The 20,136-nt window shown below is 57.0% G+C and carries 16 protein-coding genes and 1 tRNA gene; 13 read left to right on the top strand and 4 right to left on the bottom strand.

Features of this window, described 5'->3' with window-relative positions; genetic code table 11:
• Positions 1-20 precede the first annotated feature (20 nt).
• The 5 genes from HG15A2_RS04165 (at position 21) to HG15A2_RS04185 (ending at position 3,107) form a co-directional block, all read left to right on the top strand.
• Positions 21-773 carry a hypothetical protein gene (locus HG15A2_RS04165; protein ID WP_145058135.1) on the top strand — a complete coding sequence of 251 codons (753 nt, stop codon included), beginning with the start codon at positions 21-23 and terminating at the stop codon, positions 771-773.
• A gap of 141 nt (positions 774-914) precedes the next feature.
• On the top strand, positions 915-1,436 hold the full coding sequence (locus HG15A2_RS04170; RefSeq protein WP_145058137.1) for a DUF2947 family protein: 522 nt from the start codon (positions 915-917) through the stop codon (positions 1,434-1,436).
• A 113-nt stretch (positions 1,437-1,549) separates the two neighbouring features.
• On the top strand, positions 1,550-2,236 hold the full coding sequence (locus HG15A2_RS04175; protein WP_145058139.1) for a DUF2695 domain-containing protein: 687 nt from the start codon (positions 1,550-1,552) through the stop codon (positions 2,234-2,236).
• Positions 2,237-2,367: 131 nt separating this feature from the next.
• A tRNA-Gly gene (locus tag HG15A2_RS04180) sits at positions 2,368-2,438 on the top strand.
• 186 nt (positions 2,439-2,624) lie between these two features.
• A complete protein-coding gene (locus tag HG15A2_RS04185) occupies positions 2,625-3,107 on the top strand; it encodes a hypothetical protein (protein WP_145058141.1) in 483 nt (160 codons plus the stop codon).
• A gap of 423 nt (positions 3,108-3,530) precedes the next feature.
• Here HG15A2_RS04185 and HG15A2_RS04190 read toward each other — a convergent pair whose 3' ends face one another.
• Both HG15A2_RS04190 and HG15A2_RS04195 read right to left on the bottom strand, forming a co-directional pair.
• The gene (locus HG15A2_RS04190; RefSeq protein ID WP_145058143.1) at positions 3,531-4,730 is read right to left on the bottom strand and encodes a glycosyltransferase family 4 protein; all 1,200 of its coding nucleotides are present in this window, start codon (positions 4,728-4,730) and stop codon (positions 3,531-3,533) included.
• 229 nt (positions 4,731-4,959) lie between these two features.
• A complete protein-coding gene (locus tag HG15A2_RS04195; RefSeq protein WP_145058145.1) occupies positions 4,960-6,162 on the bottom strand; it encodes a TIGR03009 domain-containing protein in 1,203 nt (400 codons plus the stop codon).
• A gap of 192 nt (positions 6,163-6,354) precedes the next feature.
• On the opposite strand from HG15A2_RS04195, the gene HG15A2_RS04200 reads away from it, so the two are divergent.
• The 4 genes from HG15A2_RS04200 to HG15A2_RS04215 all read left to right on the top strand — a co-directional run bounded on the left by HG15A2_RS04200 (position 6,355) and on the right by HG15A2_RS04215 (position 11,805).
• Positions 6,355-7,245, top strand: a complete 891-nt coding sequence (locus HG15A2_RS04200) for a hypothetical protein (protein WP_145058147.1) — start codon at positions 6,355-6,357, stop codon at positions 7,243-7,245.
• A 158-nt stretch (positions 7,246-7,403) separates the two neighbouring features.
• Positions 7,404-8,345: a hypothetical protein gene (locus HG15A2_RS04205; protein WP_145058150.1), complete on the top strand. Its 942-nt coding sequence runs from the start codon at positions 7,404-7,406 to the stop codon at positions 8,343-8,345.
• 235 nt (positions 8,346-8,580) lie between these two features.
• Entirely contained in the window at positions 8,581-10,947 is a 2,367-nt protein-coding gene (locus HG15A2_RS04210) for an NfeD family protein (RefSeq protein ID WP_218932315.1), read from the top strand.
• A 267-nt stretch (positions 10,948-11,214) separates the two neighbouring features.
• Entirely contained in the window at positions 11,215-11,805 is a 591-nt protein-coding gene (locus HG15A2_RS04215; protein ID WP_145058154.1) for an NfeD family protein, read from the top strand.
• Between the two features lie 26 nt (positions 11,806-11,831).
• On the opposite strand, the gene HG15A2_RS04220 is transcribed toward HG15A2_RS04215, so the two are convergent.
• Both HG15A2_RS04220 and HG15A2_RS04225 read right to left on the bottom strand, forming a co-directional pair.
• Positions 11,832-14,315, bottom strand: a complete 2,484-nt coding sequence (locus HG15A2_RS04220) for a protein kinase domain-containing protein (protein ID WP_145058156.1) — start codon at positions 14,313-14,315, stop codon at positions 11,832-11,834.
• A gap of 193 nt (positions 14,316-14,508) precedes the next feature.
• Positions 14,509-16,131 (bottom strand): hypothetical protein, encoded by a 1,623-nt coding sequence (locus HG15A2_RS04225; protein ID WP_145058158.1) that lies wholly within the window; start codon positions 16,129-16,131, stop codon positions 14,509-14,511.
• A gap of 444 nt (positions 16,132-16,575) precedes the next feature.
• Here HG15A2_RS04225 and floA point away from each other — a divergent pair, with 444 nt between their 5' ends.
• From floA to HG15A2_RS04245, 4 genes are all read left to right on the top strand, one after another.
• Positions 16,576-17,655 carry a flotillin-like protein FloA gene (gene floA / locus HG15A2_RS04230; RefSeq protein WP_145058160.1) on the top strand — a complete coding sequence of 360 codons (1,080 nt, stop codon included), beginning with the start codon at positions 16,576-16,578 and terminating at the stop codon, positions 17,653-17,655.
• A 53-nt stretch (positions 17,656-17,708) separates the two neighbouring features.
• Positions 17,709-18,473 (top strand): hypothetical protein, encoded by a 765-nt coding sequence (locus tag HG15A2_RS04235; RefSeq protein WP_145058162.1) that lies wholly within the window; start codon positions 17,709-17,711, stop codon positions 18,471-18,473.
• A 436-nt stretch (positions 18,474-18,909) separates the two neighbouring features.
• Positions 18,910-19,740: a hypothetical protein gene (locus HG15A2_RS04240; RefSeq protein WP_145058164.1), complete on the top strand. Its 831-nt coding sequence runs from the start codon at positions 18,910-18,912 to the stop codon at positions 19,738-19,740.
• Complete coding sequence (locus tag HG15A2_RS04245; protein ID WP_145058166.1) at positions 19,712-19,930, top strand: hypothetical protein; 219 nt, start codon at positions 19,712-19,714, stop codon at positions 19,928-19,930. The genes HG15A2_RS04240 and HG15A2_RS04245 overlap by 29 nt, the downstream gene beginning before the upstream one ends.
• The last annotated feature ends 206 nt before the right edge of the window (positions 19,931-20,136 follow it).

The raw sequence follows: 20,136 nt of genomic DNA on the forward strand, positions 1-20,136 counted from the left end.
CTTCGCCGTTAGGGGGCAACGTGCAAGCCTTAGAATTCTCACAAGGCTTTATCCGCAAACGCTTTGGCATAGCTTTCGTACTTACCCCTGAATCTGCCGACGCATTGCTCGAAGACTTCCGAAGCGTCAAAGAGACTTTGCTGCAATGGTCATCCAGCCGTGGCAAGAAGTCCGAACGGGTCATGTTCACAGTCATGGCTGAGCCAGATCAGTTCGATGAATACGAAGCGTTATTTCGACAACTCGTTGAGGAAGAACACGATCTCGCACCAATCTTCAGCAAGTTACAAGTTCAACTTGAGTTTCCTGATCGCAGAGGCAAAAGCACTGAACGGTCAGTCACTCTAAATGCCCCCTCACCAACGGCTGCAGTTGACCGGCTGCGCCCGCGATTGATAATGTTGTTGTCGGTTTGGAGCCTGCACTCCGCGGGCGGCCGGCAACTGAGCCGATTTACGTTAGGTCGCATGAGCCTCTTCCGGATAGCTCGAGTTTTCAGTCCGCTTTTTGCGGCGCTCATTCCGTGTGCCTACGCAACGGCGTCATACGGGGCGTACGCCTGGATTGCCAAAACGTGGCCACACGATGACCCTCGGATGCTGATGCCAGGTTCAGGCTTTCTCGCTCTTTATGCCGGTGTCGCACTTGGGGTTTACCTGCTTGCATACCGCAAACGGCTTGAGATAGGCGAACGGCGAGTCATGATTGGCTTCTCGATTGCAGGCCTGGCCTTGCTACCTGCCGTTTTTGCTTCCTTGATGTTTGATTGGTGACGGGCGACCTAACCACCGGCTGCAGATGACCGGCAGCGCCCGCGAGTAGAATGTTGTTGTCGGTTTGGAGCTTGCTTTCCGCGGGCGGCCGGCAACTGAGCCTTTTACGTTATGTTGCAGTAACCTTCGTCGCTTATCTCCATGACGGAACATCTCTCATACACGCCGATCAACGACTTTCCGCTCAAATGGCGTTTCGCGGAAGACGACACGAAATGGACTGTTTTACAGTCGAGCGACCTAGCCTTATTCAGGCCGCTTGCCGAAGACTCCGCACGACACATTTGGTCTACGCACGTCACTATCGCCGCCGAACACTTAATGGAAATCGTGCTCAAAACCGCTCCACCTAATCGGGACCAGTTCGGGACGCAGCTCTTGGTGACTGATGACAACTGGTCCAGCGACGAAGAACACCAACGTGTCGCATCTGTCTTTCGCAAACACGTTCAGGTCGCAGATTCATCCGTTGTCTACTTCTTCTGGCACGCGTCGTGCGCCGTTGAAACAACATGGGATATCCTTCTGCGCTACTGGTCCGACTTCTGCTATCCCAGTGACGAATCCAACGTCGCGTCTGTTCTCGAAGCCGGCAATAACCTGTACTACATAGAGGGTACGGTTTGGATAGGGCCAAGCCCGCATCACGATCAAGCAACATAACCACCGGCTGCAGTTGACCGGCGACGCCCGCGAGTAGAATGTGTTGTCGGTTGAACGCCCGCTCCCGCGGGCGGCCGGCAACTGAGCCTTTTACGTTAGCCGACTAGAAAATCATGAAGCTCGACCTTGATGAACTGACCGTCGGTCGGATGGTTGCCTTCGTTGACAGCCATTTACGCCGTGACGGGTGCGATCACACGCACCGATTCGCTTCGCAATGGTCTCGGGAACACAATATCGACTGGGATGATTTGCTCGACGCATTCGAACAACGTGGTGCGTTTTGTGACTGCGAAGTCGTGCTCAATCTGCAGGACTCTAACTTGTCCTCTGAATCAGAGTCCAGCACTGCGGATCATGAGAACCGCTGGCTTCTCCCTCCCAATTTTGCATCCAACTTCGAAACGACAAATCGAATGCTTGTTGCACGGGCCGACATCGGAAAGAACAACTATGCTTCAGACGGTGAATGGGTCGTGCCTGCCCCGCTTGATGCAAAGCCACGAAAACGGGTTCGCAAATCGGTCCATTACTTCGTCGGCCTCGATTCAGGGCTACCGACTGAGATTGCATTCATTCAAAGCATCGAGCCGATTGCATTAGACAAATTGACAGAAAAGATTCGCGAATCAACGATCGCAGAATTGCAGAACTGCGATGATCGGCTTGCCGGATTCATCGCGAAGAAGATCGCCAAGATGGCTGATGGCGCCGCCGTTGGAACTGATATCATGGATCGCGTAGGCGTTGCCTCAAAACACAAAGAACTGACCATTCATCGCGTGATCCTGCGGCGATAGGTCGGCGAACAATGTGTTGCACACGGAGCCGCGGGCGACGTCGGTGTAGGATGCCCGGATCGCGACTCGCTGAGATTTTCTTGGGTAGCATTGTGATGCGAGTGCTTCGAGCTAGAATGGAGAAGCTCATCGCGGGTGTAGCTTAATGGTAAAGCTTCTGCTTCCCAAGCAGATGACGAGGGTTCGATTCCCTTCACCCGCTTATTTGGCTGTTGGCCGTTGGCCGTTGGCCGTTGGCTATTGGCTATTGGCCCTCGGAGGCCGGCCATTCTTTGGCAGAAATACTTCTACTTTCTTGGTAACGCATGCAGGTTCTCTCCGCTTAGTTCTGTAGAAGCGGCCCTCCCGTGGCTGCTGAATCCTGAACTACTCACTAGGAGAGATCCCAATGGTTGCTATCAAATCGGTATCGAGAAGTGAAGTTTCCCAGAGTTTGTCTGCCGAAGAAAAGAATGCTCCTCCGCAGCGTCGGTTTCTGCAGAATACTCAGTTAGGATCACTGCAGGGCGACGCTCTGCCGGCCAACTATCCTTGCGGTGCGCTGGTCGTGCGTGACGCAACCGGCCAGGTCGAGTATGTGCAGGTGAGCCGCTGGCGGCGCGTGTCTGCTGGGCCGCGGCGGCGGATTGCTGACGTGGTGCGCATGGAACAGGGCAATGTGGCCGTGCTCATTGAAAAGCAGCATGAGAAGCAGTCCTCCAGTAGCAGCGTGTGGCAAGTGTACGATCTGGATGGCCACATGGAAGCGCTGGTGCAGTGTTCTGCCGACGGACAGTTTGGCGTTCTACTGGACTACTGCCTGCGAGATGTATCCCGCCTGAGCTACACGCGCGAGGGTGGCCTGCAGGTGATAGAGAGGCGATCGATTTGAGTCCGTCAGAGAACGCTCCCGAGCCGACAGGCGTAAGCCGTCGGGTAGAGCGTTAGAGAGTGCTATACGACGGCTAACGCCTGTCGGCTCGGGAGACGAGACACTGTCGCCTGTCGGCTCGGGGAGGGCGAAGCCTAGAGCCCTGTCGTCTATACGCAGGTCCGATATTTTGGTTAGCACCGACACTTTCTCCTCAGTTCGCTCTGTCTTACTCGTAATGTCGCAAGGGAGAAGTGTCGGTGTGCGCAGCACAAGAGGCTACGGGGGTCGAGTACAAGGTTTGCAGACCTCTTGCCGCAATCGGCCCCGACACTTGTCCGAGCAAGCCGCCAGAATAGGCAGTCCTCAAGTCGGACGAAGTGTCGCGGCTAACCGATTCTCACGGTATTAGAAGCGTCCTCGACTTAGGTATAACTGACAGGCTTAGAGACCTAGCACTTCGTCATACACTTGAGCCAGATTTCCAGCCATCGCTTCGGCGGAGAAGCACTCCGCGTGGCGTTGCTGGGCATTGGCGCTCATGCCGGGGTAGTCGATCGGGTGTTGCTCGGGATGAGCAATGAGCGAACTGCCAGCCAGCTCCTCGATGGCGAGGGCCAATTGGCTTACGCTGCCCGGCTCGACCAGTAGTCCATCCTGGCGGTGGCGGATCGCCTCGGGCACGCCCTCGACGCGACTAGCGATGACAGGCACGCCGGCGGCCATGGCTTCCAGAACGACCATCGGTAGACCTTCGCCGAAGAGACTGGGCAGCACGCTCACGTCGATCAAGGCAAGTTCTGCCGGGATGTCTGTGACGAAGCCGGTCCAGTGGATGGCATCAGTCACGCCAAGCTGTTCGGCCAGTGCTTTCACTTCCGCCTCGTAGTCGGGCGTTTCGAACGGGCCGATGGCTCGTAGGCGAATGTCCAGGCCCGTGGAGCGGACTGAAGCTAGCGCTTCGAGCAATACTTCTACCCCCTTCCGAGGGCGGAACAGTGCCGCCATACCGAGCGTCCAAGTTTCAGGCTTCGCGGCTCGGGGAAGCACATCGATCTTCGGTACGCCGTTAGGGACGTAGGTCACTTGTTCGGCTGGAAAACCGGCATCGATCATGTATTGTCGCACACTCGGCGACACTGCCACCAAGCGAGTGGCCCGGCGGGCGGAGCGGCGTTCGAGCCAGGCATTCACAAAGTTAGCCAGCTTGCGAGTGGAGTCACGACCAGCCGGGCTGTGAACGTGGTAGATCAGCGGCACACCGGCTAGCTTCGCAGCAATTCCGCCAACGAGTAGCGAGCGTGGCGTGTGGGCGTGGACTAACGCGTATTGTTCGTCCCGCACCAGCGTTGCCAAACGACGGCCGCAGGCAAAATCGAAGCGGCTGCTCATGGGCAGCTTGTAGAGCGGTGTGTCGAGTGACTCTCGCGAACCGGGGAAGCGGTCGGGCTTCACGCAAGCGAAGCCCACCTCGTACCCACACGCGGGAAGATTCAAGGCGAGCAGATCTTGTACACGCTCAGCCCCAGAGAAATGCTCTCCGTTGACCACGTGCAGCACCTTGGCCTTCACGGGGGTCTTCAGTGGCAGCGTAGCAGGGGCCTCTGTGGCCGAAGAGTCGGGTAGCGTTGCGTGGGAGGACATTTCTAAGCGGTGCTGAGTAAGCGAAAGAAAATAGCCGCGAGAGAACCTCTCGCCGGAGCCTTCTCTTCAACTCTACCCCGTCAGAAAGATGCGACTTGGCTCGCGGCGCAGATGGTTAGAAACGCTTCACGCGGCGCTTCATTGAAGCGGATTGTGACGATTGCGCTGGCGCACCGGCAAGTAGGTTGACTCGCGGCTAGGGCGTCGTCAGGGAGATTCGCGAATTGGCCTAGCGCTGCAGCGGTTGTTGATTCGATGCTTGCGGTGCTACTGGAGCGTGTTCGACGACGCGTTTCCAACCTAGCGGAGTACGTGGGGCGCTGAACAGGTTGCCGAACAGCGAATCGAGCGTACCGTTGACCGTGGGGTCGTTAAACATATAGACCGAGCGACTTTGTCCATTCGGTTCGTGGACTTGGAGGGCTTTGGGTAGCATCGACTTGCGGTCGAGCATGATGTCGACCATACGATAGTTAGCGGCGTCGGCTTGCCAGCGAGGGTGAGCTTCGAGCCAAATGGTCTCTGGGTCAGACTCTTTTGCGCGAATCCAGTATCGTTTCTCTAAGTCATCGGCTTTCGCGCCGAATAGGAAGGGCAACGGTCCGTTGACGATTGATTCGCCGCGCATCTCCGGAGGAATGGGTTGCACGCGGAGTTGCTTCTTAGGTTGAAAGTATTCGTAAATGGCTTTACCGTCGCAGACCCAGTGTTCGCCGATTTCGTTCTTTTGCACGACCCAATCGCCGGGAGCGTCTTTGGCGGAGTTCTGTGGATCTTTGGGAGCCCAGCGTTTGATTTCCTTGATCTTGAAGCTGCCCTTATCTGGCTTGGAGTAGGAAAGCTGTCCCGTGCTTCGTGTCATTGGGCGGTCCGCTTGACCGAAGGCAAGATTATAGTCGAGGCGTTCGAAGTCGCTGTTGAAAGTCTTGACGTCGTTGCTGCGATTTTCCCACATTTCGAGAATCTGACGGACAAACTGGTGCTCGACGTCGTTCAATTGAAACGGCGGAGCAGGCGTTCGCGGCCTGCCGGGTAAACCTTGGCTGGCAGCGGGCGGCTGCGTTGCTTGCGGCTGGCTTCCAGGCAGTTGGCTTCCTGGTGCAATGGGCTGACCGAGTTGCCCGGTCGGTTGTGAGCGTTGGTTTCTTGATGTGCTTGAAGAGCGATCTGCTAGGTAGGCGCCTGCTCCGGGTCGAATATCGACGGCATCGGCTGCGGTCCTGGGTCGCGTTGCGGGTGCCTGGGCTACTCGCTGAGTTTGATTTGCTGCTTCCGCGTACCGATCTGCCGCGGCTTCTTGAGTTTCGCGCCGCTGTTGCGTGTAGGGCGAAGTCTGCGCAGAGAGATCAGCTGTGAGCTGAATGAGGAATCCAACGCAAACCAAGCGAGTCAACAAGGCTCGGCTTTGGCGGAAGTTTGGGAGAACAATCATGCTGGGTAACTCGCAAGGAGCTGTTGGTGGTAGGTTGAACCGTAGCGGGATCCGCCCATTGACGGAAATTGAATCGACGGGAGGGTAGCCTCACGGGGGCGGGAGAATAGCAGGCGTGTCGCCCGCTCGCCAGAGCGGCTACACTTCTTCGGAAGGTAATCTCCCGGTCGGTTTCTTCTGAGGACATTCGCGATGCTATTCGAATTACGATGGCGAACCAGCCTTTCCACGACATGCTTGCATGCTGCTTACTGCCAGCAACAGGGCCTGCCGACTTGTGACGATCAGCTAGCAGTGGCAATTGCTCCTGCGGCTGCGCAACTGTCTGCGGAGTTAGCTAGCTTTGGCGCTTCCGATGAGCAGGTGCTGCTGGAACTGTGCAATCTGTCGGCTGATTATGAGAATAATCGCCAGCTGGCAGAGCGCACTCTCGCCCGGCTCAAGGGGCAAACATCGACAAGCGAGTCAGCAAAGTCTCGCTTGGCCGGGCACGTTGCGGGGCTGGAAGCAGCATTGCTTCGTGTTCAGCCCGACGTGGCCGATCAGCTGGCAGTGCGTGGAAGGCCGTTGCGCGAGCAGTGGGAATCACGCGGTCCCGGCTTGCTGAGAGCGTTGGGACGCATGAGCGATCCGGGCGTGGTGCCGGAGTCTGCTGAGGTGGTGCTGGTGTCTCCCTATGTTGGTGGGCATGGCACCGCACACTCGCGGAATAATCGACTGGTTTGCGAAGCGGTGCTGACGAATCCGGAGCCGAATATTCCCGAAGTCGTGCGACTGGCTTGGCTGCTGGCGCAGTTGAATTATGACCTGCCCAGCTTTACCGATCGAGTGTCGCCCTCTCGACTAGCGGTGATCGCACCGCTAGCAAACTTGCCGGCGGCCTTGGCAGCTGGCGAAGAAGTGGAGCTCACGCGTCTGGACGAGCAACACGTGCAGCTGGCGTTGGAAGTGTGGCACTTGCCCGCTGCCAAGCGTGAGAACGCCGCTGGAACGCTATTGCAGTGGTGGGAAGTGGTGCAATCAAGCAACGACTCTTGGGCGGTGGCGCTGGCGGCATTGGATGCGATGCTCTTTGCTGATTGACTTAGCGCCGATTGCTATTAGCGCAACTGGTTTGCTCTTGACCATAATGACGCAGCTTTCGACCATTCGTGGCGAGACTCTCTAGATCGCGGTGCAAGCACTGCGGCGAAGTTTTGTCGATGTTGATCGAATCGTCTTAGCGAGGTTGTGTCGTGTTTGTGCGAAGTTCCATTGGATTTCTGTTCTCTCTGACTCTGTGTTTGCCGCTGGTTGCTCAGATCCCACAGCAAAGCCAGCCGGTTAAGGACCGTGCCGTGCAACCGGCGACGGCTACTTCGGTAGTGCCGCAACAGCGTCCGATTCGCTTTGCTTTACGTGCCGCAAGAATAGGAGATCGCGTGCAGCAGCGAGTTGGCGTAGAGATGCAGCTTAAGACACTCATTACCCAATCGGGGCAAACGGCTCATGAGAGCGATACGACCATGCGCCGCCAGCAGCAACGCCTTGTTGAAGTGACGGCCGTTGAGGGCGAGAACTTCAAGGCCGCCCGCGTGGAGTTCCCCCTTTCGCGTATGCAAGTTCCCAAGGAGTTAGATCCGGAGTCTGCTGTTGCCGATGTGCTGGCCCCCCAACCGATTGAAGGCAAAGTCTATTTGGTGACTCGCGTAGATGGGAAGCTGAAGATTACTGATGCATCGGGAGAGTTGCCGCCTGTCGAAGAATACAAGCTGGTTGCCGATTCGCTCGCCACCCTCGGTAAACCCAATCTGCTGGCCAGGCACTTGTTAAAAGTTCAGCCGCAAGTGGGGCAGCGCGTACTCGTGCCGCGCGAGATCGCCAAGAGCTTGTTCGGCATGAACGACGACATCGGCGCAATCAAGCGATTCGAGCTCACCCTCTCGGAACTCAAGGCGGCACCCGCGGGTGGTTTTCCGCTGGCTGTGTTTATGGCCAAGATCGAGACCATGCCGAGCGAGACGTCTCCGATGGAGATGTCGGTGGAGGGCAAGCTGACCATGGAAATCAGCACCTGCCGCATCGTTGCTGCGGAATTAGCCGGACCGATCGGCATGTCATCTGAGCAACAGACTGCCGAGGGTTTCTTTCACTACGGCGTCTCAGGGCAATTGCGTATGGCGACGTCCGCGACCTATCGCTGAGTGGTGTCTTGCCCCGGTTTTTCTGGCAAGCCCGCTGCGCGCCGGGCGAATAGCCCGCAGAATCTGGGTGAAACCGGTTCACTTTGCCCCCTCTCTTGCAGGGCCTATAATTGGGTAGCTCGTACCGGAGCGATACCGGTGCGCGGTACCGAATAAGTACGCAGTGTTAAGAGATTTCATGAGGAGGCTTCGTGACGCGGGTCGCGAAGAGAACTGTCTGTGGTGGGAGCAGAGCATGCTGAGCAAAAGCTCGTGGATATCGATGCCTAGTAGAGCGAGGGGAACGGCGTTCCTACTTGCCCCATTCTGGGCAACACTGACCTTGGTAATACTGGCGTGGTCACTGCTGGTGGATGCGACGGCATTTTCCCAAGACGGCGTTCTGCAGGAGCCAGTGGCTGAGGATAAAGCTCAAGCTGCGGACACCGAGGAGCCCGGTGCGCTGGCCGCGCTCGTGCCGGTTCGTTTGCCGATTGTGGGCAATGCCGACCAGTCGTTGCAGCAAACCTTGTTGAGAGTTCGCGACCAACTTCTTGCAGAAGCACGCTCCCAGGGTTCTGCCGATCGGCCCGCATTGGTGTTGAGGTTCGAGACGCGCGACGGGGATGCAGTCCAAGGAGCGGGCAGCCTATTTGAGCGTTCGTTTTCACTGGCTCGATTTCTCACAAGTCGAGACATGGCCGAGGTGAAAACGATTGCCTACGTACCACAGACAATCCGCGGCCACGCAGTTCTCCCGGTGATTGCTTGCGAAGAGATCATCATGGACCCCGAAGCCGAGATTGGCGATGCGGGAGCGGACGAACCGGGTATCCAACAGCAGGGCGGTGTGACGCCCACGGTGCGAGCGGCTTATCAGGAAATTGCCGAACTACGCAATAACATTCCGCTGGCCCTGGTGGTCGCCATGCTCGATCCGTCGGCTGAGGTGATTCAAGTCGAGAGCGAAGACGGCGGGCGGTTTTTGCTCGAAGAAGATCTCTCTCCATTCCGCGAAGAGAATGAAGTGATCAATGAGGAAGTGATCGTCGCTCCCGGCGCGATGGCGCGATTCAGCGGTCGCGAGGGAAGGCAGTTCGGCTTTGTGCGACTCTTTGCTACTGATCTTCCGTCGGTCGCACGAGCACTTGATGTGCCTTTGGCGGCGTTGCAGGAAGATCGCTCGCTGATGGGAGACTGGCGGCCGATACTGCTGGAAATTCGCGGACCAATTACACCGAGCGTGGCTAGCCAGTTGGAAACACTTATCGGACGTGAGCTCAAACGCGGAGCGAACTGGATTGGCCTGCGGATTGAAAGCTCCGGTGGAAATGCCGTCGCCAGCACCGCACTGGCCAATGTACTTGGACGGCTGGATGGATCTGTACTGACGGTGGCCTACGTGCCCGCGGAAGCGCGCGGCGGTGCGGCGCTGGTGGCGCTTGCCTGCGATCGTCTCGTCATGCATCCGGAAGCAACACTAGCGTCGGCCGAAAGCCAAGCACCCGCCCCGCAGGCTGATCGCCCTGCACGAGAGTTGCCCCCCAATCCGTTTGACGATGCGGAGCAGCCAGCGGAAGGTGACTCGCTAAACGCCGCATTGGTGAGCGTGAGAACGCTGGCCGAGCTGCGCGGCAAGTCATGGTCGCTACTGAGTGCTACGCTCGACCCGTCGATTGAAATCTACGAGTACACGAACAAACAAACGGGTCAGTTGCGACTGATGAGTGCCGCCGAGACAGCTGAGCGACCCGATAGTGTGGACTGGCGTCGCGCGGCAGCCCCTTTGGTAAAGGGTGGCAGCTTGCGACTATCTGGCGTGGTGGCTCAGCAAAAAGGAGTAGCTAGTCAAACGGTCGAAAATTCCGATCAACTTTGGCAACTCTACGGTCTTGATCACGAACCGGCTTTGGTGGAAACCAACTGGGCGCTGCAACTCATCGAAGCGCTCGCTTCGCCTGCGCTGGCAACTCTGCTCGTGATGATTGGAATTGCCGGCTTGTATATTGAAGTCAAAACGCCCGGCGTGGGCATCGGAGCGTTTGTAGCAGCGGTGGCCTTTCTGCTATTCTTCTGGAGCAAGTCGCTCGATCAAACAGCCGGCTGGCTGGAGGCGCTGCTGTTTATCACAGGGTTGCTTTTCATTCTGATCGAAGTCTTTGTGTTGCCCGGCTTCGGTATTTTCGGCCTTGGCGGCGGGGCGCTGGTTATTTTTTCGCTCGTGCTCGCTAGTCAAACCTTCGTGATTCCGCGCACGCAATTGCAAATGGGAGAACTCCGACGTTCACTGACCGTTGTGGCCGGCGCGATGATCGGCGTGACGGCCCTGGGGATGGCGTTCCGTAGATACTTGCCCAATGCACCGGTGTTTAACCGCATCATGCTCGAACCGCCGCCGCTAGAGGAACGCATCGAGCAAGCCCACCGCGAAGTGCTGGCAGACTATTCCCACCTGGTGGGGCTCGGCGGAACTGCACGAACGGACCTGCGCCCTACGGGCAAGGCGCTGATCGCGGACGAGCTCGTTGATGTGGTAGCCGAGGCGGAACCGCTGGACCGCGGCACGTCAATCGTTGTGGTGAGTGCGAAAGCCAATCGGGTGGTCGTGCGAGCGGTTGGGTAGCCAGGCTTCTTAAGTTGTTTTTGAACCGCCAAGGACGCTAAGTTTGAGGCTCACGCTAGAAAAGAGCTAACCACGAAGGACTCAAAGAGCACTAAGGAGGTAACTTAGTGCTCTTTGAGTCCTTCGTATTTCTTCGCTCGTTCGTAGGCGATTCAGCCCTGAAAAACACCCGTCGAACAGCCAGGGTGCCGTGGTAGAATGGCGCAACGAACTTTCCCCTTGCTGAACACTGCCAACTGACCCCTCCCTGTAAACTGGCCCGCTGCGATGACTCTGTTTGATCCTCTTGGTTGGGCGATTATTTTCATGCTCCTGGGCTGTGGGCTCATCGTGCTAGAGGTGTTCATCCCCTCGGGCGGCGTGATCAGCTTTTTTGCTGTTGTCGCGCTGGTGGCAAGCCTCGTGATGGCGTTTCGCAGGGATTTGACGACCGGTTTGTCGTTCATCATGATTTCGCTCGTTGCGGTGCCAAGTGTCGTAGGGCTCGCCTTCAAAGCCTGGCCGCACACTCCTATGGGTCGGTCGTTTTTGGGCGAGCTGCCCGACGAAGAGGACAGCAAACCCCACGATGCGCGCCGCGCGCTGGTGGGTCGTGTGGGCGTGGCAAGAACCAAGATGCTACCCAGTGGTTCGGTGCTGGTTGATGATCAACTTCTCGATGCCGTGAGCCAGGGGCGTGCCATTGATCCGGGGCAAGCAATCGTCGTTGTGGAAGTTAGCTCCAATCGCGTGGTGGTCCGCGCCGCCCAGCAACACGAGGCAGCAGGGCTTGCTACGAGCCAGAAAGAATTGCTTACCAAACCTCTAGAGGAGTTTGGACTCGAAGGGATTGATGAGTTGAATGAACCGCTGGGGTAGGCTCTTTCTGGAATACTCGAAGTGCGTCAACTATCGGGTTGAGCCTTGTTGATCGCCTCTATCGTCAGTTGGAGTAGTGTTGCGTACTCCGGCTCATTGGGGAACTCTCGCACAAGTGCTTGCAGGCCGGCCTGTGATGCTTTGAGAGTTTTCTTGGCTTCGTCGATGCGATTGAGTTGCGTTAGCAATTCTCCAACAGCTCGTTGAGTGACAGCCAAGTCACGACGGTAGCGTGGTGGAGCATTCTCTGTGGCGGTGAGCGTCTCAAGTAGCTCGCCGGCTGATTGAAGAGTTTCAATCGCAGTCGGTATCGCCTCTGCCTTCGACTGCTGACCCCCCAGATTCATCAGCAAGCCCGCCAAATCAGCCGCGTACTTGGGAACGCTTGGGTTGCGATCCACCATTCGCTCCAGTGTCTTTCTTGCTTTCAGGTAATGCCGAATGGCTACGGACTCTTCGCTTCTGCTACCCGCCAAATCGCCGAGAAGTCGCTGAGTGAGGGCCAATTGGTGCGCGAAGTCGAGGTCTTGTGGTTGGCGTTGGACCAGTGCTTCAAAGTTCTTTGCAGCCGAGACAAAGTTGGCTTCTGCTTTGTCAGCTTGGCTTGCGGAGAGTTGGATCGCCGCCAGATTGAAGTAGCCGCGAGCTAAATCACGTTGCAATTTCAGCGGAGGAGTCTCATCGGTGCAATGGGCCAGTCGCAGTCCTTGGGCGTGCTGCATCTGACGAATTGCACTGTCAGCATCGCCTTGCAATTGGGCAATCATGGCGAGATTCATCATGGTGCTTGCCAGCTCGCGGGCTGCCTCAGAGTCATCCGCGTTAGCATTGGCTAGCTGCTGCCGAATCTCTTTCGCTCGAAGGTAGTTGGTTTTCGCCTTGTCGAGTTGCCTAAGTTTTTGATGAGCACCGCCGAGAGCGTTTAGCACACGTCCCTGCTCTGCTTGTCGCGTTGAGGAGACTTCCCCTGGGCCGGCTAGTGACTCTTGATTCAGTGATTCGTAGTGCTTCAGCGATTGCTCGTAGTACGGCACGGCAGCATCGGGCGTGGTTACGGTTTCCGTGATACGGCCCACGTAGTAAGCGGCTTGGGCGAGCTCGGCTTGTACCGCCGGGTCGCCCTCACGCTGTTTGATGAATCGCCCGTAGTAGTCGAGCGCTTGTTGTAGCAGAGCATTCCGCAACGGTTGCATGCCGGGCTGGCTGAGGAGTGTCTCCTCGCTGACTTGGATGTAATACTGCCGAACGGCGTCTTGAGCGAGTTGGAAGTTCTCCTCTGCGCGATCTCGCTGCTTCACGGACTCGGCGTAGTTGACGGTTGCTTCGTCCTTGGCGGCCCGTTCGCGACGATTCGCGGCTTCGAGGAGCACTATGCCTGCCGTCAATGCCACCAGTGTAACGGTGCCCGCTGCGGCTGTGCTGAGCGCAGCGGTACGATGATTGCGTATCCAACGCCACGTGCGGTGCAGTAACGGCTCATCAAAGGCCGCGACTTTCTCATCTGCTAGAAAGTGTTCAATGTCTAGCGCCAGCGCTTTCGCTGAACGGTAGCGATCTTCCGGCTTCAGCGCCATGGCCTTTCGACAGATGGCATCCAAGGGCTTGGGGACTTGGGGATTTAGTTCGCGTGGAGATTGGAATTGCCCACGTTGCACACGCATGAGAACGTCGCCCGCGTCGCCGGCAAAAGGTGTTGCGCCCGCCAACATGTGATAGAGCGTCGCTCCGAGGCTGTAGATGTCTGCTGAAGGTCCCAGCAGATCGAGCCGCCCTTCGGCCTGTTCGGGACTCATGTAAGCTGGCGTGCCGATGACTTGCCCGTGGCGTGTGTGCGAAGCGTTGCTGCCTGGCGAGGGTGTCACCTTTCGAAGTGCGCTTGGCTGGGCGGCAATCTCATCGCAAGGACGGGCGAGGCCCCAATCGACAACTAGCGTCTCGCCGTAGTCACCCAGCATGATATTTTCTGGTTTAATGTCGCGGTGCACGATACCACGGCTGTGTGCATAATCGATTGCCTGGCAGACATCGACCAACTGCCCGAGCATTTGGCGGAGTTGGAAGTCTCGACCGTAATTCTTCTTTACTCGACCGTGGAACTGCTCGATCGCTTGACGCAAGTCTTGCCCGAGGATGAAGCGCATCGCGTAGAACGGGCGCCCGTCGGAAAATTCTCCCAGGCTATAAACCGGTACGATGCCGGGGTGTTCCAGTGCGCCGGTGATCTCCGCTTCGCGTACAAATCGCTGGCGGCTAGCTAGGTCGTCCGCATTGGCCGGAAGGATTTCTTTGAGCGCGATCTCGCGATTGAGTTGCTCGTCCTGAGCAATGACCACGCGCCCCAGTCCTCCGACAGCATGCGGGCGAAGCACGGTAAAGCGTTGGGTCTCAGAGATTCCTGCGCGATTTTCGGGGGCGCGCGTTACGAAGTTCTCATGCTCTGGAGCAGGACGCCGAGCGCTGTCGCTAGTGAGGTGCGGGTCGAATTGAGGGTTGTCGTCGGGAGCAGACATTTCGACTAGCAAGGGGCCTATTGGAAGACGACGTATGACCTACTGAAACGCTTCGAGCAGCGAATTCGGGGGTAGATGAAGTGCTACGCACGTGCGGCAACGCGAACCGTACCTGCACCTGCTTATTATACTCGAAAGCGATGGCACGGTTCGCAGCCCGCTAGGAGCGACGGCAGATTACCCTGAAATTGCTTTAGAAAGGCAGCTGAACTTGGCAGTTGTACTCGAAATCGAATCCGCGGTAGGGAATGCTACGAATGGGTGCCGCAACGCCGTTAGTGATGACAAACGGACCAACGTCAGCTGACACGCCGGCAGCAACGTTGATGATGTCTGCTCTTCGGAGAGGGTTGCCGGCCGTGCTGGTAGGGCCCAAAACGGTGCCGACACCCGAGGAGAATACCTCTTCCAGCGGTATCTGCTGGACGTTCGAGTCTTGCAGAGTGTGCGTATAGTGGGTTTCCAATAACGCTACCACGTTAGAGACGATGCGTCGTGGGTCGCGGTCGGTCACCCGGTAGCCTAAGCCCAAGTTTAGCCGCATGAGCGTTTGGGCAAATACATCTACTTCGACCGGACCACCGCCTGGAGTCTGGCTAAAGTTGTCTCCCGCGAAGTTGCCTGGGTCGATCGGACCGAGGAAGGTATCCAGCCTGGTACTGCCGGTTGTGGTTAGCTTGGATGGATTGGCTCCGACTTCGATTTGAAGGAAGCCCTGATGGAACCAACGTGCCTGTTGATCGCTTGGAGTGAAAATCCATGCGGCAAACGGTGAGAGGTAAACCGTGTCGTTCTCGTATTGGTATTGAAACGCTGTCTGGCTGATGCCAACGAGTCCCGGGAATAGCGGATCAAGGTCTACCAATGTGCGAGCGCCCAATCCGAATGATACGTCTTCAGCGGTCGGTACCGTGACACCCAGACCGCCAGTTAGCAGGAAGTTCGATTGCTCATAGAGCACTGCCTTGGTGATAAACGAGAGGTTGCCAATCTGCGCTTCTCGGTTGTCACCGTCAACCAAGTCAACCTTTCCCGTTACTAGTGGATCGACAATACTAATCACATCTGATTTAAGTCGATAAAGGATCGGGGCACGCATTTCAATGCTTGCCATGCCGTCCCAAAATGTTCTTTCGCCGCCGATCGTGTGCTGATCGACGTTGTAAATATCTGTAAACTGGAAGAATTGCAGTCGTGTGCTGTTCTCAAAATGCCGGTAACTGTAGTAGATGCGGTCTACGGGAATTGCCGAGTTGTTCTCCGAGATGTTCAACCGACTGCACGTGAGCGAAGGGTGCGAGAGGTCGGCAAAAACCACTCCCCGCAGCCCGAAGCAGGTTCCGGCTGATGTGTCGCCAATCATGAACGGGACGCTGGCGAGGCCTAATGCCACGCCGGCGCCGCGGTTATTCTGCTGCCCGCGTGACTGAACCTGCAACGCTTGTTGAAACGGCAGGGTCCCGAGGCCAATGCCCAGCGCCGGGCCGAAGCCCTGGGCCGGTTCGATCTGGTCGTCGCGGTAAGGCGTTTTTGTCCCGTTCGAAATTGACGTGTCTCGTGCTGCAATTCCGCGCGGGTGATTTAGCTCAATTCCATCAGTCACGAACACGGGTGATTCGACAATATCCCAAGCTGCGGAATTCAGTGCCGAGGAGAATTCCTCTTCCAAGCCGCCGCTCTCAGCGTAAACGCTCTCTCGAACAGGTTCCGATTGGGCCAACGCTGCCGAGCCAGCTTGGCCCATCAGTAGCGAAATGAACGAGCAAGCGGCTAGCACTTGGGGCGATTGAACCACATCGCGTAAGTAAGGAAGCATAGAGCGACTCGTCGTTTGGCTTTTTGGCTGCCCGTTTTGGGCGAAATGTGTCCAGCCACTTACCTGCCGAGACTAGGTGGCTTTTCATGGTTTGGATCGGTCGTTCGGTCTTCCGCAGTCGATCAGATTGATCCGACTATTCCCCTTATGATTCAACTACCACTCGCGTCATGTGGGTTAGGTAAGCTATAAGTGCATAGGAGCCGCTAGCATTGGAGCCAGCCGACGCTTGCAATCGCCCGTGGGAAGCATTACAAAGCGGTAAGGCGCAGGAGCGGGCTCGCTGCACAATCAAACGTATTGGTGGCGTTGTCTTTAGGGCTAATTGCTGTGGTGGCTAGTTGATCCGGCAGGCCATCTACATGAGCCCAAAAAACGGCTCTCCTGGATAGCCTCGTAACCTGCTTTCATCACGAACTTCACTCAAGCAGCCATTAGCTGACTATGCACGAGCAAATTGCCCTACTACCGATCGCCCCTCCCCAGTTGGCACAGTTATTCGAAGACAACGCCAGCACGGTCTGGCTGATTGCCGCCTTCGCGGTACTGATCGGGTTCCTCGTGTTTGTGGCGATCGCCGCCCGGTTTGCCCGCTTGTGGATCCAGTCCGTATCGACGGGCGCAGGCATCGGCATTTTCGACCTCATTCGCATGACGTTTCGCAAGGTGAACCCCACGGTCATCGTACGCAGCAAGATCATGGCTGTGCAGGCTGGACTGGATGACCACGACGACGAGATCACCACCAAAGCACTTGAAGCGCATTACCTTGCCGGCGGCAATGTGCCGCTGGTGATCCGCTCGATCATAGCCGCTCGCAAGGCGAAGATTATCGAGTTGGGCTTCCGCCAAGCGACTGCGATCGACTTGGCTGGCCGTAATATTCTCGAAGCGGTGCAGACGAGCGTGTACCCACGGGTAATCGATTGCCCCTCGCGCGAGTCGAAGCGTCCCTCGCTGGACGCCATCGCCAAAGACGGTATTCAGCTGAAGGTCAGGGCGAGAGTGACCGTGCGGGCAAACTTAAATCAGCTCATTGGTGGTGCCACGGAGGAAACCATCATTGCCCGCGTAGGTGAGGGCATAGTGAGTGCCATTGGTTCCGCCCCAACGCATGCCCACGTGCTGGAGAACCCGGATAGTATTTCCAAGGCGGTGCTGGCGAGGCGACTCGATTCGCAGACCGCTTTTGAAATCGTATCGATCGATATTGCCGACATCGACGTTGGCGACAACATCGGTGCCCGCCTGCAAGCCGATCAAGCCGAAGCGGATACTCGTGTGGCCCGTGCGAAGGCGGAAGGCAAACGGGCTATGGCCGTGTCGCAGGAACAAGAGAATTTTGCGGCAATGGTCGAAAACAAGGCGAAGCTGGTCGCTGCCGAAGCGGAAGTTCCCAAGGCGATGGCTGAGGCGTTTGGTACCGGCAACTTGGGAATTCTTGACTACTATAAATTGAAGAACGTGCAGGCCGACACTGACATGCGCGACGCCATTGCTACAGGCGGCACCGGCCGGAAGTAACTGTTTGATTGGATTCGTGGTTCAACAGAATTGCCATACTCAAGTTAGTCTCCATGGAAATCTCCCTGCTACTCGCCGACGGTATCGACCAAATTATAGGTATCGTATTTCTGATCATAGCGGGGCTTACGCAGTTGTTTTCCAATCGCAAGCCGAAGCCCAAACCCCAACGGCCGGTGCGTGTTCCAAGGCCCCAGGCTGGTCAGCCCGGCCAGCCCGGGAACGTCCCAGCAGCAGGAGCCGCCGGCGCGGGGCAGGACAAGTTGCGGCGAGAAGTGGAGGATTTCCTCCGCAGGGCGCGTGGCGAAGCGCCAGCTGCTGACGAGCAGGGAGCTGCCCGCCAGCGAGAGCTTTCTGGCGATCGTTCGGGTGCACAGCGACGACATGAAGTTCAGAAAGAAGGCAAGCCAAAGCAATCTCCACGGAACTCGCCTCGACGCCAGGCTCAACAACGTCCCCAGCCTCAGCGTCAGCCGGTTAATGAACCGCGACTTCGCATGGAGCCGATTGAAGAGAGCGACATCACTCACGGCGATACGGTCGCGGAGCATGTCGCTACGCACATGGATAGCGCACACGACACAGCCGAGCGAGTTTCGCACCTGGGCGAAGAGGTCGGCTATGCTGATGAGCGCCTCGAAGAGCATCTGCGTCACAAGTTCGATCACAAGATCGGCACCCTGGAACAGCGATCGGCAAGCGTTGAAGTTGAGACTCGCTCTGACGTGGCCGCCGAAGTAATCGACATGCTCATGCAACCCGGCGGTATGCAGCGGGTGATCATCGCCAATGAAATTCTGAAGCGGCCTGATTTTTGAAGGATGAGAAGCATACCCCAGGCGGTGTCACCGCTCGCTGGGACTTGCCTGGGATTACGATGCGGACCCCCTTCGGGGAAAATCAGGGTTCAAGCCACCTGATTGCTGCTGGCTCGTCTACCGATCCCTCTGACGGAATTCGCGTATTCTGGTTTGGGACCACTGCGGAGCACGATTGGCTAGCTTCGTAGGGCATTTCTGCCTCTTTCCGGCACAAAATCAGCATACTCGGCAATACCCGACCCCATCCCTCTTGGGTTACCCGAAATGGTTGGGCAAAGTTTGACACTCAAATTTACCCCTGAGTATACTGCTAGTAGCGGCTTTTGAGCGCAGTTCCGTTTTTTGGGTGCTGGCTCAAGTCGCTGCTACAAATACAGAAGCCCGGCGGTGCGTAGCACCGCGGCTATTCACTCAGTTACCTTGGAATAGAGTTATGAATCTCCTTGGCAAGATTTTTACCGTCCTCATCATGCTCGCCAGCTTTGGTCTGATGATCATGGCTATGCTCGTGTACTCAACACACACGAACTGGAAGGAAGAGGCGGACGCGTTGAAGGCGAACCTCAGCAAGGTGCAGATCGAGAATACCCAACTGCGGAGCAAATACGAGAATCAACTCGGCCAGCTTGATGCGGAGAAGCAAGCCGCGCTACACGATCTTAGCAAGCTGGAGAGTGAGCGCGAGGCTATGCTAGACCAGAACGCCTCAATCCAAGACGAACTCGACAATCTGCGTCAGGCACGTCGTGGTGCCGAAGCCCTGGTTGCTTCGACCGAAAAGAACAACGAACGCCTCCAAGAGGAAGTTGCTGGGCTGCGTACCGAGATTCGCGACAATCAACAGCAACGCGACGACACATTCCTCAAGGCAGTGGCGGCTACCAGTCAGTTGCATACCACTAAGGGTGAGCTCGAGCAGGTCAAAGAGCGTAACGTGCAGCTTGCCCAACAACTGGGCATCGCTACGAGCGCCCTCCGCGAGAACGATGTTGATCCCAATGCAGAGATCAAGCCTCGCGTCCGCGGACTGGTAAGTGCCACGCTTCGCGATTCAACCGGCTTGCTTATCGAAATCACCGTAGGTGCCGACGATGGCCTCAAGGCGGGACAAACCGTCGAAGTGTTCCGTGGCGAAAAGTACCTGGGCCGTGCCGAGGTAGTGAAGACCGCCCCCGATCGCGCGGTCGCCCGCGTACTGCGTAAATTCCAACAAGGCACTATTCAGGAAGACGACCATGTCGCAACCAAACTTCGAGCAAGCTAGCGTTCCCTCGGTACTCACCAAAAAGAGTGCCTGGAACATCTACACGATGCTGCTGCTAATCGCGTTCATCTCGCTATTGGTGTGCAACATCCTGCTCTACCTAGAAATCAAAGAGTACGGTGGCTTCGGCGCCGTGAAGGGTTCGGCCTCTGCGACGCCTGCGTTGGTGAGTGACTACGCCCAGGTTTAGCTGTTCAGAATCAGATTGATTGAGAAAACACGCGCCCCCGATTCCGGTTTGGAGTCGGGGGCGTTTATTCGTTGGGTAGTGGGCAGGGATGTGCGTGTTTGATGTCGGCTGCAGGAACTGGGAAGGAGCGATTATGTATCCAGCTGGCGCTCGCTCTGGAGTGCTATGGAGATCTCTTGGCGAGTGACCGGCGCGGGTTATGGTGC

It is taken from the genome of Adhaeretor mobilis (genome assembly GCF_007741515.1).
Lineage (GTDB): Bacteria > Planctomycetota > Planctomycetia > Pirellulales > Lacipirellulaceae > Adhaeretor > Adhaeretor mobilis.